The organism is Aquipuribacter sp. SD81 (assembly GCF_037153975.1).
GTDB lineage: Bacteria > Actinomycetota > Actinomycetes > Actinomycetales > JBBAYJ01 > Aquipuribacter.
In genome coordinates this window covers 22,194-47,857 of the sequence record NZ_JBBAYJ010000030.1, presented here as the reverse complement: position 1 = coordinate 47,857, position 25,664 = coordinate 22,194, and the positions used below count along the sequence as shown (strand labels likewise).

The 25,664-nt window shown below is 75.3% G+C and carries 22 protein-coding genes and 1 tRNA gene; 12 read left to right on the top strand and 11 right to left on the bottom strand.

The window, feature by feature from the left end; all coding sequences use genetic code 11:
- The 4 genes from WAA21_RS15885 to WAA21_RS15870 all read left to right on the top strand — a co-directional run.
- A partial coding sequence (locus tag WAA21_RS15885; protein WP_336923811.1) for an HRDC domain-containing protein occupies nt 1-371 on the top strand: 371 nt, incomplete at its 5' end.
- 158 nt (nt 372-529) lie between these two features.
- Complete coding sequence (locus tag WAA21_RS15880) at nt 530-763, top strand: hypothetical protein (RefSeq protein ID WP_336923810.1); 234 nt, start codon at nt 530-532, stop codon at nt 761-763.
- 181 nt (nt 764-944) lie between these two features.
- On the top strand, nt 945-1,226 hold the full coding sequence (locus WAA21_RS15875; RefSeq protein WP_336923809.1) for a WhiB family transcriptional regulator: 282 nt from the start codon (nt 945-947) through the stop codon (nt 1,224-1,226).
- 35 nt (nt 1,227-1,261) lie between these two features.
- Nucleotides 1,262-1,531, top strand: coding sequence for a hypothetical protein (locus WAA21_RS15870; protein WP_336923808.1), 270 nt, complete (start codon nt 1,262-1,264; stop codon nt 1,529-1,531).
- A gap of 112 nt (nt 1,532-1,643) precedes the next feature.
- On the opposite strand, the gene WAA21_RS15865 is transcribed toward WAA21_RS15870, so the two are convergent.
- Both WAA21_RS15865 and WAA21_RS15860 read right to left on the bottom strand, forming a co-directional pair.
- The gene (locus tag WAA21_RS15865) at nt 1,644-2,957 is read right to left on the bottom strand and encodes an ABC1 kinase family protein (RefSeq protein WP_336923807.1); all 1,314 of its coding nucleotides are present in this window, start codon (nt 2,955-2,957) and stop codon (nt 1,644-1,646) included.
- A 135-nt stretch (nt 2,958-3,092) separates the two neighbouring features.
- Nucleotides 3,093-4,082, bottom strand: coding sequence for a ThiF family adenylyltransferase (locus WAA21_RS15860; RefSeq protein WP_336923806.1), 990 nt, complete (start codon nt 4,080-4,082; stop codon nt 3,093-3,095).
- 130 nt (nt 4,083-4,212) lie between these two features.
- Here WAA21_RS15860 and WAA21_RS15855 point away from each other — a divergent pair, with 130 nt between their 5' ends.
- Both WAA21_RS15855 and WAA21_RS15850 read left to right on the top strand, forming a co-directional pair.
- Nucleotides 4,213-5,052 (top strand): enoyl-CoA hydratase/isomerase family protein, encoded by an 840-nt coding sequence (locus WAA21_RS15855; RefSeq protein WP_336923805.1) that lies wholly within the window; start codon nt 4,213-4,215, stop codon nt 5,050-5,052.
- A gap of 21 nt (nt 5,053-5,073) precedes the next feature.
- Nucleotides 5,074-5,727, top strand: a complete 654-nt coding sequence (locus WAA21_RS15850; RefSeq protein WP_336923804.1) for a YgjP-like metallopeptidase domain-containing protein — start codon at nt 5,074-5,076, stop codon at nt 5,725-5,727.
- Here WAA21_RS15850 and WAA21_RS15845 read toward each other — a convergent pair.
- Nucleotides 5,724-7,226 (bottom strand): zinc-dependent metalloprotease, encoded by a 1,503-nt coding sequence (locus WAA21_RS15845; protein WP_336923803.1) that lies wholly within the window; start codon nt 7,224-7,226, stop codon nt 5,724-5,726. The two genes, WAA21_RS15850 and WAA21_RS15845, sit on opposite strands and share 4 nt — an antisense overlap.
- A gap of 149 nt (nt 7,227-7,375) precedes the next feature.
- Here WAA21_RS15845 and WAA21_RS15840 point away from each other — a divergent pair, with 149 nt between their 5' ends.
- Nucleotides 7,376-8,503 (top strand): YlbL family protein, encoded by a 1,128-nt coding sequence (locus WAA21_RS15840; protein WP_336923802.1) that lies wholly within the window; start codon nt 7,376-7,378, stop codon nt 8,501-8,503.
- A gap of 40 nt (nt 8,504-8,543) precedes the next feature.
- Here WAA21_RS15840 and WAA21_RS15835 read toward each other — a convergent pair whose 3' ends face one another.
- Nucleotides 8,544-9,242, bottom strand: a complete 699-nt coding sequence (locus WAA21_RS15835) for a PPA1309 family protein (RefSeq protein ID WP_336923801.1) — start codon at nt 9,240-9,242, stop codon at nt 8,544-8,546.
- 202 nt (nt 9,243-9,444) lie between these two features.
- Here WAA21_RS15835 and WAA21_RS15830 point away from each other — a divergent pair, with 202 nt between their 5' ends.
- From WAA21_RS15830 to WAA21_RS15810, 5 genes are all read left to right on the top strand, one after another.
- A complete protein-coding gene (locus WAA21_RS15830) occupies nt 9,445-12,573 on the top strand; it encodes a UPF0182 family membrane protein (protein ID WP_336923800.1) in 3,129 nt (1,042 codons plus the stop codon).
- A gap of 83 nt (nt 12,574-12,656) precedes the next feature.
- A tRNA-Met gene (locus WAA21_RS15825) sits at nt 12,657-12,730 on the top strand.
- 315 nt (nt 12,731-13,045) lie between these two features.
- Entirely contained in the window at nt 13,046-13,687 is a 642-nt protein-coding gene (locus WAA21_RS15820; RefSeq protein WP_336923799.1) for a TetR/AcrR family transcriptional regulator, read from the top strand.
- Nucleotides 13,688-13,689: 2 nt separating this feature from the next.
- Complete coding sequence (locus WAA21_RS15815; protein ID WP_336923798.1) at nt 13,690-16,209, top strand: MMPL family transporter; 2,520 nt, start codon at nt 13,690-13,692, stop codon at nt 16,207-16,209.
- Between the two features lie 49 nt (nt 16,210-16,258).
- Complete coding sequence (locus WAA21_RS15810) at nt 16,259-17,185, top strand: L-threonylcarbamoyladenylate synthase (RefSeq protein ID WP_336923797.1); 927 nt, start codon at nt 16,259-16,261, stop codon at nt 17,183-17,185.
- Between the two features lie 82 nt (nt 17,186-17,267).
- Here WAA21_RS15810 and WAA21_RS15805 read toward each other — a convergent pair whose 3' ends face one another.
- The 7 genes from WAA21_RS15805 to WAA21_RS15775 form a co-directional block, all read right to left on the bottom strand.
- Nucleotides 17,268-18,341: an ABC transporter ATP-binding protein gene (locus tag WAA21_RS15805; protein ID WP_336923796.1), complete on the bottom strand. Its 1,074-nt coding sequence runs from the start codon at nt 18,339-18,341 to the stop codon at nt 17,268-17,270.
- Nucleotides 18,341-19,405, bottom strand: coding sequence for an ABC transporter ATP-binding protein (locus WAA21_RS15800; protein WP_336923795.1), 1,065 nt, complete (start codon nt 19,403-19,405; stop codon nt 18,341-18,343). The genes WAA21_RS15805 and WAA21_RS15800 overlap by 1 nt, the downstream gene beginning before the upstream one ends.
- Entirely contained in the window at nt 19,405-20,328 is a 924-nt protein-coding gene (locus tag WAA21_RS15795) for a carbohydrate ABC transporter permease (protein ID WP_336923794.1), read from the bottom strand. Before WAA21_RS15795 ends, WAA21_RS15800 begins: the two co-directional genes overlap by 1 nt.
- Before the next feature lie 5 nt (nt 20,329-20,333).
- A complete protein-coding gene (locus WAA21_RS15790; RefSeq protein ID WP_336923793.1) occupies nt 20,334-21,275 on the bottom strand; it encodes a carbohydrate ABC transporter permease in 942 nt (313 codons plus the stop codon).
- Between the two features lie 5 nt (nt 21,276-21,280).
- Nucleotides 21,281-22,684, bottom strand: coding sequence for an extracellular solute-binding protein (locus tag WAA21_RS15785; protein ID WP_336923792.1), 1,404 nt, complete (start codon nt 22,682-22,684; stop codon nt 21,281-21,283).
- Between the two features lie 155 nt (nt 22,685-22,839).
- A complete protein-coding gene (locus WAA21_RS15780; RefSeq protein ID WP_336923791.1) occupies nt 22,840-24,315 on the bottom strand; it encodes an NAD-dependent succinate-semialdehyde dehydrogenase in 1,476 nt (491 codons plus the stop codon).
- A complete protein-coding gene (locus tag WAA21_RS15775; RefSeq protein ID WP_336923790.1) occupies nt 24,312-25,604 on the bottom strand; it encodes an iron-containing alcohol dehydrogenase in 1,293 nt (430 codons plus the stop codon). The genes WAA21_RS15780 and WAA21_RS15775 overlap by 4 nt, the downstream gene beginning before the upstream one ends.
- Between the last annotated feature and the right edge of the window lie 60 nt (nt 25,605-25,664).

Here is a 25,664-nt window from a genome sequence, read left to right as displayed (position 1 = left end):
GGAGCGCCCGGCCGGTGTCGCGCCCGAGCGGCCCCCGCGCGTCGCGGCCGGCGCTGTGCCGCGGCTGCGGCGTGCCGCTCACGACCGCGGCGCAGCGCACGGCCGCGCGCTGCCCCGGCTGCCCGCCCCGCTACGACCCGGCGGTGTTCGAGGCCCTGCAGGACTGGCGTCGCCGCACCGCCCAGCAGGCGCAGGTGCCGGCGTACGTCGTCTTCACCGACGCGACCCTGGAGGTGCTCGCGGAGCGGCGCCCCCGGGCGGTGGCCGAGCTCGCCGGCATCCCGGGCGTCGGTGCGGTCAAGCTCGACCGCTACGGGGCCGGCGTCGTCGCGGCCGTGACCGCCGCCGCGGGCGCGGCCGGCGTCGGCTGAGCGGGACGCGGCCGGCCTGAGGGGCGACTGAGGGACCCGGCGGGAACCGGTCCCGAAAAATAAGGTGGCGCGCGCCGCGGCGACGCCCCTACCCTTCGACACACGCGAGCGCAGGGGTAGGACCTGCGCGCCACGGGACGAGAGGAGGTGCGCTCCCCATGAAGACGACGACCGACATGTCGACCGGTCCGGCCGCCCGCACGCGGTACACGACCGTCAACAGCCGTGTCCACGCGGCCACGTCGCCGCTCCGTGCCACGGGTGGAGTGTGCCTCCAGTCCGACCGGCTGATCGTCAGCGACCGTGCCGTCGCCGACCGGTTCGTCGGCGGCGGGATCGCCACCGGCGGCCTCGCCCCCACCTTCGCCCCCTCGGGTCCACCGACCGACTGACGGCTCACCAGCCGACCACGTCGGAGCCGCGGACCCATCGGGGTCCGCGGCTCTTCTCGTCTCCCGGGTAGCACCCGGTGCGGGACAGGGCAACGGAGCCCCCTCCCCGGCCACGAGCCGGCCCGCACCGAGAACCGTCCGGTCCACCCGACCGGACGCCGCACCCGGAGAGGACCCGACGGTGACCGTCACCGACCTGCTCGACCCGACGACCCTCGCCCCCGACGACCAGGACCTGCCCTGCCGGGTCCACGACGCCGAGCTCTGGTTCGCCGAGTCCCCGGCCGACGTCGAGCTCGCGAAGGCGCTGTGCGCCGGCTGCCCGCTCGTCGACGCGTGCCTCGACGGCGCCCTGCAGCGGCGTGAGCCGTGGGGCGTCTGGGGCGGCCAGCTCGTCCTCGCGGGCGTCGTCGTGCCGCGGAAGCGGCCGCGGGGCCGCCCCCGCAAGCACGCCGTGGCCTGAGGGGCCCGGCCACGAGCACCACGCACCGACAGCACGTGCATCAGGACACCGCCGCGCCGCTCCTGGCGAGCGTGGCCCACCCCGAGGAGAACGCAGTGAACATGCTCATGAACGACCTGGTCCGCGAGGCGCGGACCCGGGACCTGGCCGCGGCGCACGACGCCCGGCTCGTCCACGCCCTGCGCCGGCGCCGGGCGACGGAGCGCTCCCAGGAGCGCGCCCGCCGCCAGCTCCGGCTCGCCTCCCTCGCCGCCCAGCGCAGCGAGGCCAGCGCGTGGTCCGGCGCCCTCGGCGTCGCGCGGTGACGTCGGCGCCCGGACCCGTCCACCGGCCCTGAGCGACCCCTCCGCGGGGGAGTCGCTCAGGGCCGTCGCACGCGCGGGTGTGCCGGCCCCCGCACCCCGGACCCGGCTCGGGTCAGGGACGCACGAACCCCGGCAGCCACTCCTCGAGGACGTCGAGGACCGGCACGGAGCCGCCGACCTGGCACAGCACGCCGATGCCGCCGAGCCACACGCGGTGGATGAGCAGGTACTCCGGGGGCAGGTTGAGCCGCAGCCCCACCGACCACGTGGGACGCCGCGGGTCGTTGATGTGGGCGACGAGGTCGCGCAGCCACTGGCGGCTGAAGCGGAACTCCTCGGTGCGCGCGGGCGCGAGGAACGGCTCGAGGTACTCCAGCAGCGAGTCGGGGTCGATGTCGATCTCCGGCTTGACGAAGCCCGCCCCCCGCAGCCCCGCGAGGACTCCCTCGCCGTCGCCGGCCAGGGCGAGGTGAAGCAGCTCGGGGATCTCCGCCGGCATGCCGTCCGGCAGCTGCTTGACCGCGCCGAAGTCGAGCACCCCGAAGCGGCCGTCGTCGGTGAGCATGAAGTTGCCGGGGTGCGGGTCGGCGTGCAGCAGGCCCGCGTCGCGCGGCCCCGCGAGCAGCAGCTCGGCGTAGTGGCGCGCCACCTGGTCCCGCTGCCCGGTGTCACCGGCGGCGATGACGGCCGCCATGCCCGTGCCGTCGAGCCACTCGCTGACGATGACGCGCTCGCCGTGGGCGAGCACCCGCGGGACCGCGAAGACGGGGTGGTCGGCGAACGCCTCCGCGAACTGCTGCTGGTTGGTCGCCTCGAGCCCGTAGTCGAGCTCCTCGGCCATGCGCGAGCGGAGCTCGTCGAGGATCGGGTTGATGTCGAGGCCCGGGATCCACGAGGCGCCGAGGCGCCCCGCGCGCGTGATCTGGTCGAGGTCGTTGATGAGGGCCTCGCCGGCACCCGGGTACTGGACCTTGACCGCGACCGGGGTGCCGTCGCGCCACACCGCCCGGTGCACCTGCCCGATGGACGCGGCCGCGGCGGGGCGGTCGTCGAAGTCGGCGAAGTCCGAGCGCCAGCGCGGTCCTAGCTCGGCGGCGAGCTGGGCGTGCACGGTGCTGCTGGGCATGGGCGGGGCGGCGTTCTGCAGCTTGGTGAGCGTCGCGCGGTAGGGCGCGGCCAGCTCCTCGGGCAGCCCGGCCTCGAAGATGCTCATGGCCTGGCCGAACTTCATGGCCCCGCCCTTGAGCTCGCCGAGCGTGCGGAACACCTGCTCGGCCGTGCGCGCCTGCATCTCGGCGGCGACGGCCTCCGCGGAACGGCCCCCGACGCGCTTGCCGATCCCGAGGGCCGCTCGGCCCGCGATGCCCAGCGGCAGCGCCGCCAGCCGGGCCGTCCGCGCGACTGTCCTGCGGGGGAGGTCGCTCACCCGGCCATCGTCGCACCGGCGGTGACGGCGTGCGCAGCGGCCCCCGCCGCGGCCGGCCCGCCACCCGGTCGGGTGAGCCCGGTGCGCGCACCACGGCACCACGTCGGCGGGCGGCGCCGCCCCGCGGCCGGACCCTCACGCGCCGTCCCACGGGTCGGTGTCCGGCAGGCCGGTGCACCCGCAGTCGGGGTGCGACGGCCAGCGCTGCCAGGTGAGGTCGCCCCAGCGGTCGACGACGGCCGCCGCCCCCGCGACGGCGCCCGCCGACCGTGAGCGGCCGAGGTCGGTCCGCAGGGCGAGGGTGAGGGCCGCGGCGGCCACGGCCAGGCTCGTCGCCGGAGGTGGCGGCGCGGTCGCGGTGCTGCGGGCGTCGTGCAGCAGGGCCCGGACGACCGCGGGCCAGCCCGGGTCGACGTCGCGGTGCAGCAGGTCGAGGCAGTGCAGGCAGGGACCGAGACCCGGTACGACGAGCGGACCGACGCGGACCCCGTCGTCGCGACGCAGGACCGGCAGGTGCACGGTGCCGGCCTGCACGAGCGGTGAGCCGGCGGGCGCGTCGTGGGCGCCGTCGGCGACGAGCACGACGAGGTCCGGCACCGTCGGGCAGGCGGTGCGTGCGTCGGGCGACACCCGGTGCACCGCCTCGGCCGCCGCGTGGACGGCGCGGCGTCCGACGTCGGCTGCGGTCGCCCCACCGGGCAGGACGTCGGCCGGTCCCACGGTGGAGTCGTCGACGAGGGCGGCGGTCCCCGCGCCGGCCCCCGCGAGCGCCGCGCACAGCAGCACCCCGAGACCACGACCGCCGACCACGGCGACCGCGGGCCCGGTGCGCGGGTTCGCCGCGACCGGCCCGGGCGCCGTCCCCGCGGCGGGCACCACGAGTCCCCGGGTGCGCAGCGGGTCGACGAGCGCGCGCTCCCGTGCCCCGCTCACCCGCAGCTCCCCGCGGTCCAGCCGCGCCACGACGGTCCAGTCGGCCGCGGTGAGGTGCTCGAGCACCACCGCCCCGACGCCGGAGCCGACCTGCAGCGCGTGCGGGCCGCGGACCGCCCGGGAGGTCCCGGGCGCCCAGCGAAGGGCACCGTCCGGTCCGGGTGCACGCGGTTCCTGCGCCTGTCCTGCCACGCGTCCCAGCGTCGTACGACGCGCCACGCGTCGTGCGCCGTCGTCCACAGGCCCGGCGGTCACGTCGACCGTCCACAGGGTCGGCCGCGTGGGTCGCCCGCCGGGGGGAGCGGTGGGCCAGGATGGACGGGTGGCGCCGCCGGAGGACCTCGAGGGACTGCTCGCGACGCCGCCGCCCCGGCTGGTCCTGCGCCGCGACGACGAGGACCCGTCGGTCGTCGTCGTCGCGCTCGCCGACCCGGCGCGGCGCAACGCCATGGGCACGGAGATGACGGCGTCGTGGCGTCGCGTCGTGGCCGCCCTGAGCCGGGACACGACGCTGCGGGCGCTCGTTCTCACCGCGACAGGGTCCGCCTTCAGCTCCGGCGGGGACCTCGCGTGGCTGCGGGACGGCGCGGGGGCCGGCGCCGACGTCGGCCGGCTCCGCGAGCGCATGGCGCGCTACTACGACGACTGGCTGTCGCTGCTCGACGTGCCCGTCCCCGTGGTGGCGGCGGCGCCGGGCCCGGCCGTGGGCGCGGGGGCCGGTCTCCTCCTCGCGTGCGACCTCCGGCTCCTCGCGCGCTCGGCGTACCTGGCCGTGCCCTTCACCGCGCTCGGACTGCACCCCGGCATGGGCCTCACGAGCCGGCTCCCCGAGCTCGCCGGACCCACCGTCGCCGCCGACCTGCTGCTCACCGGCCGGCGCATCGGGGCCGAGGAGGCCGCCCGGCACGGCCTCGCCTCGGAGGTCCACGACGACGACGGGCTCCTCACGGCCGCGCTCGACCGTGCCCGGACGGTGGCCGCCCGCGCTCCGCTCGCCACACGGCTCACCACGGCGACCCTGCGGGCGCCCGTGCGCGCCCGGTTGCGCGACGCCCTCCGCCGGGAGGCCCTCGCCCAGGCGAGGACCCTCGCCACCGCGGACGCCGCGGCGGGCCTCGAGGCCGCGGCCGGGCGCCGCGCGCCGGTCTTCACCGGCCGGTGAGGCGCGGGTAGCGTCGCGGCCATGGTGGGCGCGGGCGACGAGCCGGGCTCCCGCCCGGACGCCCCGGTGGTCGAGGTCCGCCGCTCCCACCGGCGCCGGCGGACGGTGAGCGCGCACCGCGAGGGCGACCGCGTCGTCGTGCTCGTGCCCGCCCGGCTCAGCGCCGCGGAGGAGCGCCGCTGGGTCGACAGGATGGTGACGCGGCTCGGCGCGTCCGAGAGGCGCCGCCGCCCGTCGGACTCCGAGCTCGTCGTGCGGGCCGCCGAGCTCTCCCGCCGCTACCTGGAGGGCCGGGCCCTGCCGACGAGCGTGCGCTGGTCCGGCCGGCAGGGACAGCGCTGGGGCTCGTGCACCCCCTCCGACGGCACGATCCGCATCTCCGAGCGCGCGAAGGGGCTGCCGGCCTGGGTGCTGGACTACGTGCTGCTGCACGAGCTCGCGCACCTGCTGGAGCCCTCCCACGGGCCGGGCTTCTGGCAGCTGCTCGCGCCCTACCCCCGCACCGAGCGGGCCCGCGGCTTCCTCGAGGGCTACGACACCGCCCTGCGGGACGGTGGCGCAGCCGACGGTGCTGACCAGGACGACGCGGACCAGGACGACGCGGACCAGGACGACGCGGACCAGGACGACGCGGACCAGGACGACGCTGACCCGGAGCGCGACGGCACGGACTAGTCGCGCTGCTCCCCGTCGGGCTCGTCGTCGGTGCCGCCCTGTCGTTCGGCGTCCTCGAGCAGCCGCCGCAGCTCGGCGTCCATGTCGTCGCCGGCGGCCTCCGGCCCGCTGCCCGTTCCCTCGGTCCCGACGGCCGGCGCCTCGGCGGACGCCGCGTCCCCGGTCCCGTCGAGGTCGGGCAGCAGGTCCGGGTGCTGCCACACGTCGTCACGGGTGTCGCCGTCCGCCTCGCCCCGCGCGACCCACCACGCGGCGGCCTCGCGCATGCGGCGCGGCCGCAGCTCCAGACCGACGAGCGTCGCGAACGTCTGCTCCGCCGGGCCGCCCGCCGCGCGACGGCGCCGCACCGACTCCCGCAGCGCGGCGACCGGTCCGAGACGGCCCTGCGCCGCCTCCGCCACGACCGTGTCGACCCACCCCTCGACGAGCGCGAGCAGGTTCTCCAGCCGGGCCTTGGCCGCGAGCTGGGCGTCGCTCTCCGCCGGGGCGAGCACCCCGGACGACAGCGCCTCCTGCAGGGCGGCGGGGTCGCTGGGGTCGATGCCGGACAGCATCTCCTGGATCCGGCCCGGGTCCACGTCGATACCAGCCGCGTACTCCTCCACGGCTCCCAGGAGCCGCGGCGCGAGCCACGGCACGTGGGCGAACAGCCGCGCGTGGGCGGCCTCGCGGAGCGCGAGGAAGAGCCGCACGTCGTCCAGCGACACCCCGAGCCCCTCGGCCGCGGCCCGGATGTTGACGGGGACGAGCGCCATGCCTCCCGGGTGCAGGGGCAGGCCGACGTCGGTCGCGGACACGGCCTCGCCGGCCAGGCGACCGAGGGCCTGCCCCAGCTGCATGCCGAGCATGCCGCCGCCGAGGCGCTGCATCATCGGGCCCGCGTTCGCGAGCAGCCCCGCCATCTCCGGCGGCAGCCCGGGCGGCAGGTCGCCGGTGCCGCCCTCGAGGGCCGAGCCCATCGAGCGCGTCATCTTCTCCGCGACGGGGGTGACGAGCGAGCGCCACGTCGGCAGGCTCGCCTCGACCCACTGGGCCCGGGACCACGCCTCCGCGGCCGCGCCGGTGCCCGGCAGGGTCGTCACCGCGTCGAGCCAGACCTCGGCGAGCCGACCCGCCTGCTCCACCGCGGAGCGCTCGCCCCACGACGGCGTCGGGTCGTCGCCGGCGACCGCCTCGCGGGCCGACTGGCGGGCGAGGTCCCAGTCGACGGGTCCGTCGGCCTGGCTGGAGAAGATCCGCTGCAGCTGCCCGAACACCGCGCCGAGCCGCGACGGGTCGAACATCGACGGGTCGAACCCACCCGGGCCGCCGGCCCCGAAGCCGGGCAGCCCACCGAAGCCGCCGGACCCGCCGAAGCCGCCCGCGCCCCCGGAGCCGCCCCCCGAGCCGCCCGGCCCGCCGGGACCCTCGGGGCGGCCGGGTCCGCCCGTGCCGTCCCCGGGTCGCTCACCCGGTCCGTTGCCCGGTCCGAAACCCATGCGGCGGTCGTCGTCGCTCATGTCACCAGCCTCCTGCGTCGACAAGGGAACCACCACCGCGCCCGCGCAGTTCCCCTGCGGGGTCCGGCGTTCGCCCACCGCGGAGCCGACCTACCCTGGAACGGTCGAGCCGCCGCCCCGTCGGCCCGTCCGAGAGTGGAGCAGCTCGCATGACGACAGCACCGCCCGCGCAGCAGCACGCCGGTGCGGCACCCCCCGACCGGCGCTGGCACCTGTCCGCGCGGACCGTCCTGCTCGTGGTCGCCGGCATGGCCGCGGTCGTCCTCGCCGGCGTCATCGCCGCGACGCCCGTGCCGTACGTCGTGTTCTCCCCGGGCCCGGTGCGGGACACGCTCGGGACGAACGCGGACGGGCAGGACCTCATCGTCGTCGAGGGGACGGAGACGTACCCGACGGAGGGTCAGCTGGACCTCACGACCATCCGCGTGGCGGGAGGACCGCTCAACGACGTCAGCGTCCTCGACGCCGTCCAGGCCTACCTCGACCCGACCAGGTCCCTGCGCCCGGTCGAGACCGTGTACCCGCCGGAGGAGACCCGGGAGGAGGCCCGCGAGGCCTCCGCCGCGCAGATGACCGCGGCCCAGCAGAGCGCGGCCGTCGCGGCGCTGTCGGAGCTGGGTGAGGACGTCCCGGTGAGCCTCGTCGTCAACGGCTTCGGCGGGAACCCGGCCGCCGAGGCCGTCCTGGAGGAGGGGGACGTGGTCCTCGGGGTCGACGGCACGCGCGTCGCGGGCAGCGGCGAGCTCATCGACCTGCTGCAGACATACGAGCCGGGCGACACCGTCGAGGTGGCGTTGCAGCGGGACGGCGAGGAGCGGACCGAGGCCGTCGAGCTCGGCGCCGCCGACGACGGTGCCGTCATCCTCGGCGTGCTGCTCGCGCCGGAGTACGAGCTGCCCTACGAGGTGGCGTACGACGTCGGGGGCATCGGCGGGCCGAGCGCCGGGCTCATGTTCTCCCTCGGCATCTACGACAAGCTGACGCCGGGCGCCCTCACCGGCGGGGCCCACCTCGCGGGCACCGGGACGATGACCGACGACGGGCGCGTCGGTCCCATCGACGGCATCCAGCAGAAGATGGTCGGCGCCGACGGGGTGGGGGCCGCGTGGTTCCTCGCGCCCGCCGGGAACTGCGGTGACGTCGTGGGTGCCGTGCCGGGCGACCTGCAGGTGACCGCGGTCGCCACGCTGCAGGAGGCCGTGTCGGCCGTCGAGGCCGTCGCGGCGGACGACACCGCCGACCTGCCCACCTGCGAGGACGTGCTCGCCGGCAGCTGACGGCGCGGCCAGGAGCCGGAGCCGTCGCGCCGGCGACCCCTCACTCCTCCAGCGTCGCCGCCAGGGCGCGGGTGAGGCCCGGCAGCAGGTCCGGCCCGGTGACCACGTCGCCGTCGCCCGTGCCCGCCGCGCCGTCCGCGACGGCGCCCGCGGCGCCGTCGCGCTCCCCGCCCGGCGCCACCTCGGCGGCCGGACGGGCGCGGACCGCGCACGCCCGGCTGCCGTCGCGGAGCACCCCCGCGGCGAGCCGCACGTCGCGCCGCCGCGGGTGCTCGGCCAGCCAGCGCAGGGCCGCCTCCTCTTGCGCGGGCGCCTCGGCCTCCACCTCCGGCGGCACCACGACACGCTCGACGGTGACCGCGACGCCGTCCACGTCCGGTGGCCACGCGAGCCGCGTCAGGAGCGCCTCGAGGTCGGCGGGGTCGGCGAGCTCGTCGAGGCCGTCCTGCTCGACGAGGAGCAGGTGGTCGGGGTCCGCGTCGGCCGCGGCCGCGTCCTCCGACGGCAGCTCCGCGGCCAGCCCCGGCTCGCGACCCAGCGCGTCCGCGGTCCGCACGAGGGCGAACACCCGCACCGGTCCGTCCCAGCCGAAGCGGTGCACGTGCGACTCCGCCTCCACCACTGCCCGCTGCAGCGCTGCGCCCCGAGCGTGCGGCCCGCCCGGCCCGCCCGGCCCGTCGGGCCCGCGCGTGCCGTCGGGTTCGTCGCTGCCGTCCGGGCCGTCCGCACCTGCCGTCATGGGGCCCATCCTCCCCGCCTCGCGGCGCGCCCCCGACCCGGCCCGCCGCCGGACCGTGCACGGCCCGCGCCCAGCCGGCGTGCAGACAGGTCCCAGCGGGGTCCCGCTGCAGGTCACGACCCCGTAACGGAGCGGCTCGACGGCCCGCGGCGGGCCCGGTCCGGGTGATCGGCGACCAGCACGCTGGGTTACCGTCTGCAGGGTGAGCGCCCCCTTCCCGCCCGGCCCGCCCAGCGACGGACCGGAGGGCCCGACCGGGCCGCGCGCGCCGCGCGGACCCCAGGGTCCGCGGCCGCGCCGCCGCCGGGGCGCCCTGGCGCCGACCATCGCCGTGCTCGGCGTGCTCGTGTTCCTGCTCGTGCTCTTCGCCGAGCTGTGGACCGAGGTGCTGTGGTTCCGGCAGCTCGGCTTCCTCGACGTGCTCCGCACCCGACTGGTCACCCAGTCCCTGCTGTTCCTGGCCGCCGCGGTGCTCATGGGCGTGGCCGTGTGGGCGAGCCTCACCGTCGCGTTCCGCGGCCGGCCGATCTACGCGCCGTCGACCCCCGGCCAGGAGGCGCTCGACCGCTACCGCGAGCAGCTGGAGCCGCTGCGCCGGCTCGTCGGGATCGCCGTCCCGCTCGTGCTCGCGCTGTTCGCGGGCTCCGCCGCGGCCGCGCAGTGGCGCAACGTCCAGCTGTGGCTCAACCGGCAGAGCTTCGACGAGACCGACCCCGTGTTCGGCCTCGACGTCGGCTTCTACGTCTTCACCCTGCCGGTCCTGCAGTTCCTCGTCGGCTTCCTCACCGCGGTCGTCCTCCTCGCGGGGCTCGCGGCGCTGCTCACCCACTACCTGTACGGCGGGCTCCGGCTGAGCGGACCGGGGGAGCGGACGACCCGCGCCGCCCGGGTACAGCTCGCCGTCCTCGGCGCGCTGTTCCTGCTGCTGCGCGCCGCGAGCTACTGGCTCGAGCGCTACGCGCTCACCACGTCGGAGAGCAGCGACATCACCGGTCCGCTCTACACCGACGTCAACGCCGTCATCCCGGCGCGGACGCTGCTCGCGGTCGTCTCCGTGCTCGTGGCGCTCACGTTCGTCTTCACCGCGATCCGCGGCAACTGGCGCGTGCCCGCCCTGGGCGTCGGTCTGCTCGTCCTCGTCGCCGTCGCCGCGGGCGGCATCTGGCCGCAGGTCATCCAGCGCTTCCAGGTGCAGCCGAACGAGCTGTCCCTGCAGACGCCCTACATCAGCAACAACATCGCGGCGACGCGCGCGGCGTACGGCCTCGACGAGATCGAGGTCACCGACTACGACGCGGAGCTGTCGGCGGAGCGGGGCGCGCTCGCGCAGGACGCCCGCACCATCCCCGGCATCCGCCTGCTCGACCCGGGGCTCGTCTCCCCGACGTACCAGCAGCTGCAGCAGATCCGGCAGTTCTACGCCTTCCCCGACCCGCTCGACGTCGGGCAGTACTCGGTCGAGGGCGAGCTGCGCGACACCGTCCTCGCCGTTCGCGAGCTCAACCTCAACGGCCTCCCGCCCGCGCAGCGCAACTGGATCAACGACCACACCGTCTACACGCACGGGTACGGCGTCGTCGCGGCGTACGGCAACCAGCGCACCGCCGGCGGTGAGCCGGTGTTCTTCCAGTCCGGCATCGTCGCGCCGAACGCCGAGGAGGAGGTCGTCACCGAGACCGACCTCGGGCAGTTCCAGCAGCGGATCTACTTCGGCGAGTTCAGCCCCAACTACAGCATCGTCGGCGGGCCGGAGGGCGTGGCGCCGCAGGAGCTCGACTACCCCGACTCCACGGTCGACTCCGGGCAGCAGAACGTCACGTACGACGGTGACGGCGGCGTGCCGATGGGCGACTTCTTCACCCAGCTGCTGTTCGCCATCAAGTTCCGCTCGGAGGAGATCATCCTGTCCGACGCGGTCAACCCCGAGTCGCAGGTCATGTTCGACCGCAACCCCCGCGAGCGCGTGGAGAAGGTCGCACCGTGGCTGCAGCTGGACGGCGACCCGTACCCGGCCGTCGTCGGCGACCGCGTGCTGTGGGTCATCGACGGCTACACGACGAGCAACCGCTACCCGTACTCCAACAGCACCGTGCTCGACGAGGCGACGGCGACCTCGACCACGGCGACCGCCGACAACGTGACCGCGCTGCTGCCGGAGCGCGTGAACTACGTCCGCAACTCCGTCAAGGCCACGGTCGACGCCTACGACGGCGAGGTCACCCTCTACGCGTGGGACACCGAGGACCCGGTGCTGCAGGCCTGGCGCGGGGTCTTCCCCGACGCGGTGCGGGACGTCGACGAGATCTCCGGCGAGCTCATGGCGCACGTGCGTTACCCGCAGGACATCTTCAAGGTCCAGCGCGAGGTGCTCGAGCGCTACCACGTCACCGACCCGGCGTCGTTCTTCAACGGCACCGACTTCTGGTCCGTGCCGGACGACCCGACGCTCGACGAGGTCCAGGCGCTGCAGCCGCCGTACTACCTGTCGCTGCAGATGCCCGGGCAGGAGGAGCCGTCGTTCAGCCTCAGCTCGACGTTCATCCCGACCAACCAGGGCGGGGGCGAGGTCCGCAACGTGCTGACGGGCTTCCTCGCCGTGGACGCGGACGCCGGCGACGAGGAGGGCAGCCCGCGGGAGGGCTACGGCCAGCTGCGGCTGCTGCAGATCCGCAACGACGAGACGGTGCCCGGACCGGGCCAGGTCCAGAACGACTTCAACGCCGACCCGCTCATCAACGAGCAGCTCAACATCCTCACGCTCGGGCAGTCGGACCTGCGCAGCGGCAACCTGCTGACGCTGCCGATCGGCGGGGGGCTGCTGTACGTACAGCCGGTCTACATCCAGTCCTCGGGCAACACGTCGTACCCGCTGCTGCAGCGGGTGCTCGTCGCCTTCGGAGACGAGCTCGGCTTCGGCGAGACGCTCGACGAGGCCCTCGACGACCTGTTCGGAGGCGACGCGGGCGCCGACGCGCCGGACGCCGACGCGGGGGCGCTGCCCGACACGGGCGAGGTCGAGCAGCCGGTGCCCGACGTCGGCGACGGCGGCGGGATCGAGGACCCGGTCCCCGCGGTGTCCCCGACGCCCACGCCCGACGACGAGGGCGGCGCGCCGACCCAGGAGCCCGCCCCCACCGTGGGGCCGGTCGACCCGGCCGCGGCCCAGCAGCAGCTCGACCAGGCGCTGCAGGCGGCCAGGCAGGCGATCACCGACTCCCAGGCGGCGCTCGCCGACGGTGACTTCGCCGCCTACGGCGAGGCGCAGGACCGCCTCGAGCAGGCCATCGAGCGGGCGATCGCCGCGGAGGCCGTCCTGGAGGGCGGTCGCTGACCGGCGCGCGAGGGCCGGGTCGGTGGCCCGTCGGGCAGCCGATTTGGTCCTCGTCCGCCGGGTCGCTAACCTCGACACATCACCGCGGGGTGGAGCAGCTCGGTAGCTCGCTGGGCTCATAACCCAGAGGTCGCAGGTTCAAATCCTGCCCCCGCTACTCAGTGAGGCGAAGGCCCGGACCGGATGGTCCGGGCCTTCGTCGTGCCCGGGCCCTCGTCGCGCGGGCCGGCTGCTTCGCTCGCTCGTCGTGTGCGGTCGACTTCGCTCGTGCCACGCCTCACACCTGCCGGGGGTGGCTGGGAGCCGTGCGCGCGCCCGGGTCGGTCCGGCCCCGGGGGCGATGCGTCGGCAGAACTGCACTGAGTGCAATCATGGTGTCGTGCCTGTGCGCCCGACCCCCGTACCGCCCGTGGCGCCCCAGCCGGCCGGAGCGCCGGCCGGAACGGCGCCGACGGGGCCGTCGGCGCCACCGGTGCGCAAGGCGCGGCACCGGGCGGCGCTCCTCGCGGCCGCCCGCGAGATGATCGCCGAGCGGGGGCCGGCCGGCTTCACCACCGACGACCTCGCCGTCCGCGCGGGTCTGTCACGCAGGACCGTCTTCAACCACTTCGCCCACCTCGAGGACGTCGTGGTGGCGTGCGCCGAGGCCGAGCTCGAGGCCGTCGTGCTCGCCGCCGGACGCGACCTCGGCGTCGCGGCCGGGGCGCACGTGCACCCCCTCGACGACCTCGAGGCGCTCCTCACGGCCCCCGACGTCGCCGACGTCATCAGCCGGCTCGGTCGCGTCTTCGCGGCCCCGGGGCGCGAGGAGGTGGCCGAGCGCATCCGGCGGCAGGCGATGCGGGAGTTCGGTACGGCGGCGGTCCAGCGGCTGCGTGAGCGCTACCCGGCCACGCCGGTCGTCGACCTCGACCTCCTCACCACCTCCGTCATGGGCGGGGCGGACGTCGTCGCGTCGACCTGGCTGCGGGAGACCGGCGGGGTCCTCGACCCGGCGAGCCGCGCGCGGTTCCACGAGCTCATGACCACCCACCTCGGCTTCGTCCGGCACGGCTTCGGCACCGACCGCCCCCGGACGACCGCCGCCTCCTCCCCCTCCCAGAAAGGGCGCTGACCGTGGCCCGCAGGCTGTTCGCGCTCGGCGCCCTCGCCGTCCGCCGTCCCCGCACCGTGCTCGCCGTCTGGGCCGTTCTCCTCGCGCTCGGCGTGTCGGCCTTCCTCGCCTTCGGCGGGACCCTCTCCAGCCAGGTGACCCTGCCCGGGACCCCCACCGCCCAGGTCGTCGACCAGCTCGCGGAGGAGTTCCCCGACGCCAGCGGCGGCAGCGGCACGGTCGTCTTCCACGCCGAGGACGGCGAGGCGCTCACCGAGGAGCAGCGGGCGGAGGTCTCCGCCCTCCTGGACGAGGTCGGCGGGCTCGACGGCGTCAGCGGCACCGTCGACCCCTTCGCGACGACCGCGCAGCGGCAGCAGCAGGTCGACGAGCTGGCGGCCGGTGAGGAGCAGCTGGCGGGGGCGCGGGCGGAGCTGGACGCCGGGCAGCAGCAGCTCGACACCGCCCGCGAGCAGCTGGCGGCCCTGCCGCCGGAGGCCCAGCAGGACCCGGAGGTGGCCGGCCGGCTGGCCGCCCTGGACGAGCAGCAGGCCCAGCTCGACGCCGGTCGGGCGGAGCTGGAGGCCCAGGCCCGCCAGGCCGACCTGGGCGCCCGCCTGCTCGCGGTGTCCGAGGGGGTCCGCCAGGTGTCCGAGGACGGCGGCACCGCCCTGGGCGTCGTCCAGTTCCCCGAGCCGCTGCTCGAGGTGCCCGCGGAGACCAAGGAGGCCGTCGCCGCGGTGCTGCAGGACGCGGACGTGCCGGGGCTGCAGGTCGAGCTGAGCCAGGAGCTCGTCCAGGAGGTCCCCGCGATCTTCGGTCCCGGCGAGGCGGTCGGGCTCGTGATCGCCGGCATCACGCTGCTCGTCGTCCTGGGGACCGCGCTCGCGGCCGCCGTCCCGATCGTCTCGGCGGTGGTCGGCGTCGCCGTCGGCGTGACCGCCGCGCTGTCGCTGTCGGGGGTGGTCGACATGCTCTCGGTCACGCCGGTCCTCGGCGTCATGCTCGGCCTCGCGGTCGGTATCGACTACTCCCTGTTCCTCCTCAACCGGCACCGCCGCCAGCTCCTCGACGGCATGCCCGTCGCCGGGTCCATCGCCCTGGCCACCGGCACGGCGGGCAACGCGGTCGTCTTCGCCGGGCTCACCGTCGTCATCGCGCTCGCCGCGCTCAACGTCACCGGCATCGGCTTCCTCGGCCTCATGGGCACGGTCGGTGCCCTGTGCGTCCTCGTGGCCATGGCCATGGCCGTCACCTTCACGCCGGCGGTGCTCGCGCTCCTCGGGACGCGCGCGCTGCGGCGCGGCGAGCGACGACCGCACGGGCGCCACGCCGCCCCGGCCACCACGACCGCAGCCGCCGGGGGCGGCGACGCCGGGGCCCGGGGGCGGCACGGAACGCAACCGCGCCCGATGCCGACGTGGCGCGCGGTCCTCACCCTCGTGCTCGGCGTGGGGCTGCTCGGGCTGCTGGCGGTGCCCGCCGCCTCGCTGCGGCTCGGCCTGCCGGACGGGTCGTCGGAGGCCGTCGACTCGACCCAGTACCAGGCCTACGTCCTCACCGAGCAGTCCTTCGGTGCCGGGGTGAACGGCCCCCTGCTCGTCGTCGAGGACCTCGAGCCGGCCGTGCCGGAGGAGGAGCGGCTCGCCGAGCAGGTACGTCTGGCCGAGCAGCTGGCGGCGGAGGAGGACGTCGCCGCCCTCGCGCCGATCGGCGTGTCGGACGACGGCACCGTCGCGGCCTTCCAGGTCGTCCCCGTCGAGGGACCCACCAGCGAGTCCACCGAGCAGCTCGTCCGGGACCTGCGGGCCGAGGGCTTCGGGGTCGCCGGGAGCGCGAGCGGCAACATCGACGTCTCGCAGCAGCTCGCCGACGCGCTGCCGGGCTACCTCGCCGTCGTGGTCGGGCTGTCGCTGCTCATCCTTGTCGTCGTCTTCCGGTCGCTGATGGTGCCGCTCACCGCGACCGCCGGCTTCGTGCTGTCCTTCTTCGCGACCCTGGGTGCGATCACCGCGGTGTTCCAGTGGGGCTGGCTGTCGTCGGTCTTCGGCGTCACCACTCCCGGACCGGTGCTCAGCTTCCTGCCCACGATCCTGGTCGGCATCATGTTCGGGCTCGCGATGGACTACCAGCTCTTCCTGGTGTCCGGCATGCGCGAGGCGTACACGCACGGGCTCGAAGCCCGGTCCGCGGTCACCGCGGGCGTGAGGGCCGGTCGTCGGGTGGTCGTGGCCGCGGCGATCATCATGATCGCCGTGTTCGCGGGCTTCATCAGCTCCGAGGCGGTCATCATCCGGTCGTTCGGCTTCGCGCTCGCCTTCGGCGTGCTGGCCGACGCCTTCCTCGTCCGGCTGCTCATCGTGCCCGCGGTCATGCACCTGCTGGGTCGGAGCGCGTGGTGGCTGCCGCGGCCGCTGGGGCGGCTGCTGCCGGACGTCGACGTGGAGGGGGCGTCGCTCGTCCGCGACCACGACGGCGACAGCACCCGCACCGCCCGCCGGACGGCGGGGGAGCGGGACGCCGACCCCAGCCCCGTCCCGTAGCGTCCGGCGGGGCGGAGGGCGTACGAGCGCCCCCGATAGCGTCGGGCGCGTGGACCTCGACGTGGACGCGGCAGCCGGCGTGCTACGGGCCGGTGGTCTCGTCGCCTTCCCCACCGAGACGGTGTACGGCCTGGGCGCGCACGCCCTCGACGAGCGGGCCGTCCGCCGCGTGTTCGAGGTCAAGGGGCGGCCGGCGGACAACCCCCTCATCGTCCACGTCGCGTCCCTCGACGAGGTCGACCGCGTGGCCGTCCCCACGCCGCTCGCCCGCCGGCTGGGCGGGCGGTACTGGCCCGGGCCGCTCACCGTCGTGCTGGACGCCCGGGTCGTCGTCCCCGCCGTGACCCGCGGCGGGCTCGGCACCGTCGCCGTGCGGGTCCCCGCGCACCCGCTCGCGCTGGAGCTGCTGCGGCGCTCCGGGCTGCCCCTGGCGGCGCCGAGCGCGAACCGGTCGGGCCGCCCCTCGCCGACGACCGCCGCGCACGTGCGGGCCGACCTCGGGGACACGGTGCCGGTGCTCGACGGCGGGCCGTGCACCGTGGGGCTCGAGTCGACGGTGGTCGACGCCCGGGGCGAGGTCCCGGTCGTGCTGCGCCAGGGCAGCGTGGGCGCCGAGGAGCTGGGGGCCGTCGCCGGCGCCGGGCCGCAGCTGGGGGCGTCGCCGGGCACCCGGCACCGGCACTACGCGCCGCGCTGCGAGGTCGTCGTGGCCGACCCCCGCGAGGGGGCGGCCACGGCCGCGGCGCTGGTCGCCCAGGGCCGCCGGGTCGCCCTCGTCGGACCGCCGGAGGCCCCGCACGGGGTCGAGCACCTCGCCTCCGTCGACGGCGCCGAGGACCTCGGCCGCCGGCTCTACGCCCTGCTGCGGGAGGCCGAGGACGTCGGGGTCGACGCGGTCGTCGTCGAGGCCGTGCCGGAGGACGGCGTCGGCCGCGCCGTCATGGACCGGCTCCGCCGCGCCGCCGAGCCCCGCTGAGGTCGCCCGCTGAGGTCGCCCCGCTGAGGCCGAGCCCCGCTGAGGCCGAGCCCCGCTGAGGTCGCCCCGCTGAGGCCGCCCGTCACCGGGTCGTCGCGAGCGCCTCCCCGGTGCCGGCGTCGAACAGGTGGGCACGGTCGAGGTCGACGGCGACGGACACCGACTCACCCGGCGTCCCGGTGACGGTCGGGCGCGCCTTGACCTTGAGCACCTCGCCGCCGACCTCGACGTCGACGATGGTCCGGTCGCCGAGCGGCTCCAGGCCGTACAGCCGCCCCGGCAGGCTCGCCTCGCTGCGCCGCTCGACCGAGAGGTCCTCCGCGCGCAGGCCGAGCAGCAGCGGCCGGCCCTCCTCCGCGGTCGCCCAGCGCGGGCGCGGCAGCGACCAGCCGTCGGAGCCGACGAGGCGGTCGCCCTCCGGGCGGCACGGCAGCAGGCTGATCCGCGGGCTGCCGACGAACCCGGCGACCCAGCGGTTGGCCGGACGCTCGTACACCTCGGTCGGCGTGCCGACCTGCTGCACCTTGCCCTCGCGCAGGACGGCGATCCGGTCGGCCATCGACAGGGCCTCGACCTGGTCGTTCGTCACGTACACGAAGGTCGCGCCGAGGCTGCGGTGGATGCGGGTGAGCTCGGTCCGCATCTCCACCCGCAGCTTGAGGTCGAGGTTGGTGAGCGGCTCGTCCATGAGGAACGCGCGCGGGGTGCGGACGAGCGCCCGGGCCAGCGCCACCCGCTGCTGCTCGCCGCCGGACATCTGGGCGGGCCGGCGCTGCAGGAGCCGCTCGATGTGGAGCAGCCCCGACACGCGCTCGACGGCCGACTGGATGTCGCCGGCCGACGCCTTGCGCGCGCGCAGCGGCGACGCGATGTTCTCGTACGCGGTCTTGCGCGGGTACAGCGCGTAGCTCTGGAACACCATCGCGAGGTCGCGTGCCGCGGGGGTGTCGCCGGTCGCGTCGCGCCCGTCGAGGTGGACCGCGCCGGCGTCGAGCTGCTCGAGGCCCGCGAGCGCCCGCAGCGTCGTCGTCTTGCCGGCCCCGGACGGTCCGAGCACGACGAAGAACGAGCCGTCGGGCACGTCGAGGTCGACCCCGTCCATCGCCTGCACGTCGCCGAACGCCTTGCGCAGGCCCTCGGCCCTCACGGTCCCCATCAGGCCACCAGCTCCTCGGTCGTCGGGTCGTACACGGGCGGGGCGCTGCCGGTGTGGCGCACGCCCACCAGGGCGTCGGGGGCGAAGCGGGCCGTCGGCGGCATCCGGACCCGCAGGTCCCGCCCGCCGCTGCTCACCACGTAGATGATCTCGTCGCCGAGCGCCTCGGCGGAGACCACGCGGCCGTCGACCGAGCGCTCGGCGCCCGGCGGCACGACCTCGAGCGACTCCGGCCGCACGCCCGCCACCAGCGGGCGGCCCCGGGGGGTGTCGGCCGGCGGCACGAGCGAGAGACCACCGGGGGCCTGCAGGGCGCCCTCGGCGACCTCCACCTCGAGGAGGTTCATGGGCGGGGAGCCGATGAACGCCGCGCAGAACAGGCTCGCCGGACGGTCGTACACCTCCAGCGGGGTGCCGACCTGCTCGACGCGGCCCTTGTTGAGGATCGCGATGCGGTGCCCGAGCGACATCGCCTCGACCTGGTCGTGGGTGACGTGGACCATCGTCGTGCCGAGCTGGGCCTGCAGGTGCTTGATCTCGGTGCGCATGTCGGCGCGCAGCTCGGCGTCGAGGTTGGTGAGCGGCTCGTCCATGAGGAACGCCCGGGGACGCCGCACGAGCGCGCGGGCGAGCGCCACGCGCTGCTGCTCACCGCCGGACAGCCGGGACGGGCGACGGTCGAGCAGCTCCTCGAGGCGGAGCATGCGGGCACCCTCCTCGACACGGGCGCGGACCTCCTTCTCCGGCAGCCCCTCCGCCCGCAGCGGGAACGCGAGGTTGTCGCGGGTCCGCAGGTGCGGGTACAGCGCGTAGAACTGGAAGACCATCGCGATGTCGCGCTCGGCGGGCGGCAGGTCGTTGACGAGCGTGTCGCCGATGCGGATGTCGCCGGAGGTCTGCCGCTCGAGCCCCGCGATCGCCCGCAGCGTCGTCGTCTTGCCGCAGCCGGACGGCCCGAGCATGACGAACAGCTCGCCGTCGCCGATCGAGAGGTCGACGCGCTCGACCGCGACGGTGCCGTCGGGGTAGCGCTTGTGCAGCTCGGTGATCTCGATGCCGGCCATCAGCGACGCACCGCCCCGAGCGTGACGCCGGCGACGAGGTGCCGGCGCACGAGGTAGGCGAACAGCAGCACGGGCGCGGCGAAGACGACGGCGGAGGCCGCGATGAGGCCCCAGTCGACGGTCGTGCCGCCGATGAGGCCCGCGATGGCGGGCGGCGCGGTGCGGACGTCGCCGCTGGAGGTGAGGAAGATGGCGAACACGAACTCGTTCCACGAGAAGATGAGGGCGAAGACCGCCGTGGCGGCGATGCCGGGCACGAGCAGCGGCAGGGTGAACTTCCAGAACGCCTGCAGGCGGGTGTACCCGTCGAGCATGGCGGCGTCCTCGTACTCCGCCGGCACCTCGTCGACGAAGCCCTTCATCATCCAGATGGTGAAGGGCACGTTGAAGGCCGCGTAGATGAGGATGAGCCCGAGCTGGGTGTTGATGAGGCCGAGCTCGCGGTACATGAGGAAGATCGGGATGACGACGACGATCGGCGGCATGAAGCGCGTCGACAGGATGAAGAACAGCTGGTCCTTCTTGCCCTTGACGTCGAAGCGCGAGTACGCCCACGCGGCCGGGACCCCCAGCGCGGTGGCGAGCAGCGTCGAGGCGCCCGCGACGAGGATCGAGTTGCGGAAGGCGACGGCGAGGTCGGAGGCGCCGGTGCCGCCGCGCTGCACGAACACGTCGCGGTAGTGCTCGAGGGTCACGTCGAAGCCCCAGAACTGGGCGGGCACCGCGTACACGTCGCGCCCCTCCTTGATGGAGGTCTCGATCATCCACACGACGGGGAAGACCATGACGACGGCGAGCACGAGCAGCAGGACGATCTCCACGGCGCCGCGCACGCGCGCGCCGGCGGGCCGGGCGGGCCGGGAGCGGCGGGGGCGGGAGCCGGCGCCGTCCGCGGGGACGGCCTCGGCGACGGTGGTGGCCACGGCGCTCAGCGCTCCTTGATCCGGTCGAGGTAGCGCAGGTAGAACTGCGCGAGGATGATCACCACGACGACCATGAGGATCCCGTAGGCCGACGCGGTGCCGGTGTCGAAGCCGAGGAAGGCGACCTTGTAGACGTGGAAGGACAGCGTCTCGGTCGACACCCCCGGGCCGCCGTTGGTGAGGATGAAGACGAGGTCGAACTGCCGGAAGGCCTCGATCGCGCGGAACATGACGGCGATGAGCAGCAGGGGCCACACCAGCGGCAGCGTGATGCTGCGGAAGCGGAACCACTCCGAGGCCCGGTCGATGGACGCCGCCTCGTAGAGGTACTTCGGCACCGCAGTGAGGCCTGCGAGCGCGATGAGCATGATGAACGGCGTCCACTGCCACGTGTCGACGACGATGAGCGAGAGCAGGGCGGTGCGCTGCTGCGTGAGCCACTCGACGCGACCGAGCCCTGCGGAGTCGAGCAGGCTGTTGACCACGCCGAACTGGGTGTCGAGCATGAAGCGCCAGAACAGCCCGACCACGACCGGCGACAGCATCATCGGCACGAGGAACAGCAGCGTGAGGAGCCCCTGGCCCCGCTTCCGCCGCGAGATCAGGTAGGCGATCGTGAAGCCGAGCACCGTCTGCAGCCCGACCGCGCACACGACGTACAGCAGGGTCGTGAGGGCGCGGCCGTGCACCTCCGAGCTCGTGACGACGTCGGCGTAGTTGGCGAATCCGACCCACGCGGGCGGGACGTCGCGGGTGACCGAGTACTCCGTGAACGACAGGTACAGCGCCCACAGCAGCGGGAACACCGACATCGTCAGCAGGAGCAGCATCGCCGGGGAGATGAACGCGACCGCGAGCCGGCGGTCGGTGAGGCGAGGGGGACGCCCCGGGGCGGGCGACGGCGACGCTGCCGCCGCCCGCACCGGGGCGTCCGTCGTGGTGGCCACCGGTCTCAGCCCAGCCCACCGCTGTTGTCGAGGACCTCCTGCTGCTGGCGCGCGATGTCGTCGATCGCCTGCTCGGGCGACTTCGCGCCGTTGAGGGCCGCGTTGACGTTCGTGTTCTCGATGTCGATGAGCTGCGCGTACTCCGGCACGTTCCACATGTCGCGCATCCGGGACACCGACTCCGCGAACACCGGGTTGAACGGCGCCGCCTCGAGGAACTCCGGCGACTCCAGGGCGTCGGTCCGGGCGGGGACGCCGCCCGCGGCCGCCCACGCACGCTGCACGTCGGCCTGCTCGAACCAGCGCATGAAGTTGAGCGCCTCGGCCTGGTCGGCCTCGGGGGCGTAGGCCGACAGGTGCATGCCCATGCCGCCGAGCGGGACGACGTCGGTCTCCTGGCTGGGCAGCGGCGCGAAGCCGAGCACCTCCTCGATCTCCTCGCGCGTCTCGCCGAGCGTGGACTGCGCGGGGTCGAGCAGGCCGCCGCTGGCGGCGATCCACTGGAAGGCGATGCACGCCTGGCCCTGCGCGACCGCGGCGTTCACCTCGTCGATGAACCAGTTGCCGGAGCCCTGGGCGGTGAGCGGCTTCATCTCGTTGACGAGGACGTCCATCGCCTTCTGGCCGGCCTCGTCGTTGATGACGCCCTCGATCTGGCCCTCGTCGGGGTTCCACAGCTCGCCGCCGTACACCCAGTTGACGGTGTTGTACGTGACGGCCGCGGCGTCGGAGCCGTTGGACTGGTGGAACGCGAGCCCGCTGACGCCGGGGTTGTCCTCCTGGCACTGGCCCGCGACCTCGATCATCTCGTCCCAGGTCTGCGGCGGCTCGTCGCCGATGAGGTCCTTGCGGTAGATCATCGTCCAGGTGTCGCCGAGCAGCGGCAGGCCGTACAGGCTCGCGTCCTCGTCGCGCTGGCCGGTCTCCGCCTGCGGGTACTGCCCGTACGCGGCGAGCAGGTAGGGGTCGTAGGCGTCGGTCTCGATGTTGTTCTCGATGAAGTCCGTGAGGTCGACGATGTTGCCGTTGGTCACCGCCTCACCGATGTGCTGGGAGTCGAGGATGGCGATGTCGAAGTCGGTCTCGCGCGCGGCGAACTGCGTGAACATCGCGTCGTGCCAGTTGGCGTTCGGCACGGTGTTGACCTCGATGGTGACGTTGGGCCGCTCCGCGCCGTAGTTCTCGTTGGCGAAGTCCTCGAGCAGCTGCGCCGGCGGCCACTCGAACCAGATGAAGCTGAGGGTGACGGGCTCGTCGGTGAGCTCCGGGATCTCGGCGGGGGCGGCGGCGGTGTCCCCGCCGCCCGCCCCGCACGCGGCCAGCGCCGTCACCACCAGCGCGGCCGTGGCCGAGGCGCGCAGGCCGCGCAGGCGGCGCGCGGCCCGTCGGGGTCGGGTGGGTGTCGGCATGGTGCCTCCTGGGTCAGGTTCGGATGGTGCGGTCGGGGTTGTCGTGCGGGAGCCGGTGGTGCGGGAGCCGGTGGTGCGGGAGCAGGTGGAGCCGGTGGTGCGGGAGCCGGTGGTGCGGGACGTGCGGGTGGGTGCGTGCCGGGGCGTGCCGTCGCTCACCACGACGTCGCCACGTACTGGGTCTCGAGGAACTCCAGGAGCCCCTCGGTGCCGCCCTCGCGGCCGAGGCCGGACTGCTTGGTGCCGCCGAAGGGCGCCGCCGGGTCGGAGACGAGGCCGCGGTTGAGCCCGACCATGCCGCTCTCGAACCGCTCCGCCAGGCGCAGGCCGCGGGCGAGGTCGCCGGTGTAGAGGTAGCCGACGAGACCGTGCTCGGTGTCGTTGACGTGAGTGAGCACGTCCTCGACGTCGTCGAAGCGGACGACGGGCGCGACCGGGCCGAAGACCTCCTCCCGCAGCAGGGCTGCGTCGTGGGGGACGTCCACGAGGACGGTCGGGGGGTAGAAGGAGCCGGGGCCGTCGGGGGCGCTGCCGCCGACCAGGGCCCGCGCGCCACGACGCAGCGCGTCCTGCACGAGCCCGTCGACCTTGGCGACGGCGGCGGCGTTGATGAGCGGCCCGCAGCCGGTCGAGGGGTCCGCCCCGGGCCCCACCCGGAGCGCGCCCATGCGGGTCGCGAGGCCGGCGACGAACTCGTCGTGGACGTCGGTGTGGACGTAGAAGCGGTTCGCGGCGGTGCACGCCTGGCCGCCGTTGCGCATCTTGGCGACCATCGCCCCGTCGAGGGCGTCCGTCACGTCGGCGTCGTCCAGCACGACGAAGGGGGCGTTGCCGCCGAGCTCCATGCCGCACTTGAGGACGTTGTCCGCGGCGGCGCGCAGCAGCACGCGCCCCACCTCGGTGGAGCCGGTGAACGACAGCATCCGCGTGCGCCGGTCGGCGAGCAGGGCCCCGACGACCGGACCCGGCTGCGACGTGGTGAGCACGTTGACGACGCCGGGCGGCACGCCGGCCTCCTCGGCGAGCGCCGCGACGGCGAGCGCCGTCAGCGGGGTCTCGGCGGCGGGCTTGAGCACGACGGTGCAGCCCGCGGCGAGCGCCGGCGCGAGCTTGCGGGTGGCCATGGCGGCCGGGAAGTTCCACGGCGTCACGAGCACGCTGACCCCGACGGGCTGGTACCCGACGAGGATCCGGTTCGCGCCGCTGGGTGCGTGGCCCAGGTGGCCGCGCAGCCGGACGGCCTCCTCGGCGTACCAGCGGAAGAACTCCGCGGCGTAGGCGACCTCGCCGCGGGCGTCACCGAGCGCCTTGCCGTTCTCGCGGCAGATGAGCAGCGCGAGCTCCTCGCTGTGCTCCCGGACGGCCTCGAAGAGACGCAGGAGGACCTCCGAGCGCTCGCGCGGGGACGTCGCGGCCCAGCCGGGGGCTGCGGCTGCGGCGGCGTCGAGGGCGTGCCGGGCGTCCTCGACGTCGGCGTCGGCGACGCTCGCGAGGACGGTCCCGGTGGCGGGGTCGGCCACCTCGAGCCGGCGGGCGCCGGTGGCCGGCCGCCACGAGCCACCGACGAGGAGGTCGGTCGGGACCGCGAGGGTGTCGACGAGGGGGGCGAGGGCGTGGTCGAGCACGGTCACCGCGCACCTCCCGCGGGGACGGCAGCCGCTGCGGACGCCGCGAGATCGACGTCGGGGGAGGCCACCTCGTCGCGGAGCGCCCCGCGGTCCCCGGCGTGCGCCGCCCGGACGATGCGCTCGAGCGCGTCGACGTCGAGCGGGCGCGGGTTGTTCTCCACCAGGCGGGCCGCATTCGTCGACTGCTCGGCGGTCCAGCGCAGCCGGTCCGCGGGCAGCCCGAGCTCGGCGAGCGTGCGGGGGATGCCGACCGAGGCGAGCAGCGAGGCGACGCGCTCGATGGCCTCGTCGGCGAGGTCCTCCGGGGAGGCCCCGGGGGCCGCCCCGAGCTCCAGCGCGAGCGCGGCGAGCTCCGGGACGCGGACGGGGCGGTTGAACTCCATGACGTAGGGCAGGAGCGCACCCACGCCGACCCCGTGCGGCGTGTGCGTGAGCGCGCCCACCGGGTACTGGATGGCGTGCGCGGCCGCGGTGCCCGCGGTGCCGAGGGCGAAGCCCCCGGCGGTCGCGCCGAGCATCATGGCCTCGCGGGCCGCGGCGTCGCCCGGGTCGGACCAGGCCCGGTGCAGGTGCGCGCCGATGAGCCGGACGCCCAGCAGCGCCCACGTGTCGGCGAGGGCGTTCTTGCCGACGAACACCCGCTCGCCGGGCAGCGTCGGCGCCGGGTCGCGCCGGACGGCGGTGAAGGCCTCGACGGCGTGCGACAGCGCGTCGGCCCCCGCGCTCGCGGTCAGCCCGGGCGGGCAGCCGTGGGTGAGCTCGGGGTCGCACAGCGCGGTGTGCGGGACGAGGTGCGGGCTGGAGATGCCGACCTTGCTCGTCCGGGCGGGGTCGGTGAGGACCGCCACAGGCGTGACCTCCGAGCCGGTCCCGGCCGTCGTGGGCAGGGCGACCAGCGGCAGCACCGGCCCGGGGACCCGCAGCTCGCCGTAGTAGTCCGAGGGCTCACCGCCGTGGGTGAGGAGGACGGCGACCGCCTTCGCGAGGTCGAGGCAGCTGCCGCCGCCCATGCCGACGACGACGTCCGGCTGGGCGGCCGCCGCGAGCTCGGCGCACCGGACGACCTGCTCGACGGGCACGTCCGGGAGCACCTCGGTGAACGCCGTCACCGTCACGCCGGCCGCCTCGAGCGAGGCGACGAGCTCGGCGAACTCCTCGGTCGCGCCGAAGCGCGCGTCGGTGCACACCAGCGCACGGCGGCCGAGCGCCGCGGTGACGGTGCCGAGGGAGTGCCGGTGACCGGCACCGAGCAGCACCTGTCGCGGCGAGCGCAGGACACCGAGCATGCTCATCAGTGAGCTCCAGGGGTAGGAGGTGAGGCTCCGACCCGGAGCCGCCACCCACGCCGTCGT

What these genes read in the sequence shown, in the direction of transcription:
- WAA21_RS15880 (WP_336923810.1), top strand. Translation starts at nt 530, where the DNA reads ATGAAGACGACGACCGACATGTCGACCGGTCCGGCCGCCCGCACGCGG.
- WAA21_RS15850 (WP_336923804.1), top strand. Translation starts at nt 5,074, where the DNA reads ATGGTGGGCGCGGGCGACGAGCCGGGCTCCCGCCCGGACGCCCCGGTG.
- WAA21_RS15845 (WP_336923803.1), bottom strand. Translation starts at nt 7,226, where the DNA reads ATGAGCGACGACGACCGCCGCATGGGTTTCGGACCGGGCAACGGACCG.
- WAA21_RS15840 (WP_336923802.1), top strand. Translation starts at nt 7,376, where the DNA reads ATGACGACAGCACCGCCCGCGCAGCAGCACGCCGGTGCGGCACCCCCC.
- WAA21_RS15835 (WP_336923801.1), bottom strand. Translation starts at nt 9,242, where the DNA reads ATGACGGCAGGTGCGGACGGCCCGGACGGCAGCGACGAACCCGACGGC.
- WAA21_RS15805 (WP_336923796.1), bottom strand. Translation starts at nt 18,341, where the DNA reads ATGGGGACCGTGAGGGCCGAGGGCCTGCGCAAGGCGTTCGGCGACGTG.
- WAA21_RS15800 (WP_336923795.1), bottom strand. Translation starts at nt 19,405, where the DNA reads ATGGCCGGCATCGAGATCACCGAGCTGCACAAGCGCTACCCCGACGGC.
- WAA21_RS15785 (WP_336923792.1), bottom strand. Translation starts at nt 22,684, where the DNA reads ATGCCGACACCCACCCGACCCCGACGGGCCGCGCGCCGCCTGCGCGGC.
- WAA21_RS15775 (WP_336923790.1), bottom strand. Translation starts at nt 25,604, where the DNA reads ATGAGCATGCTCGGTGTCCTGCGCTCGCCGCGACAGGTGCTGCTCGGT.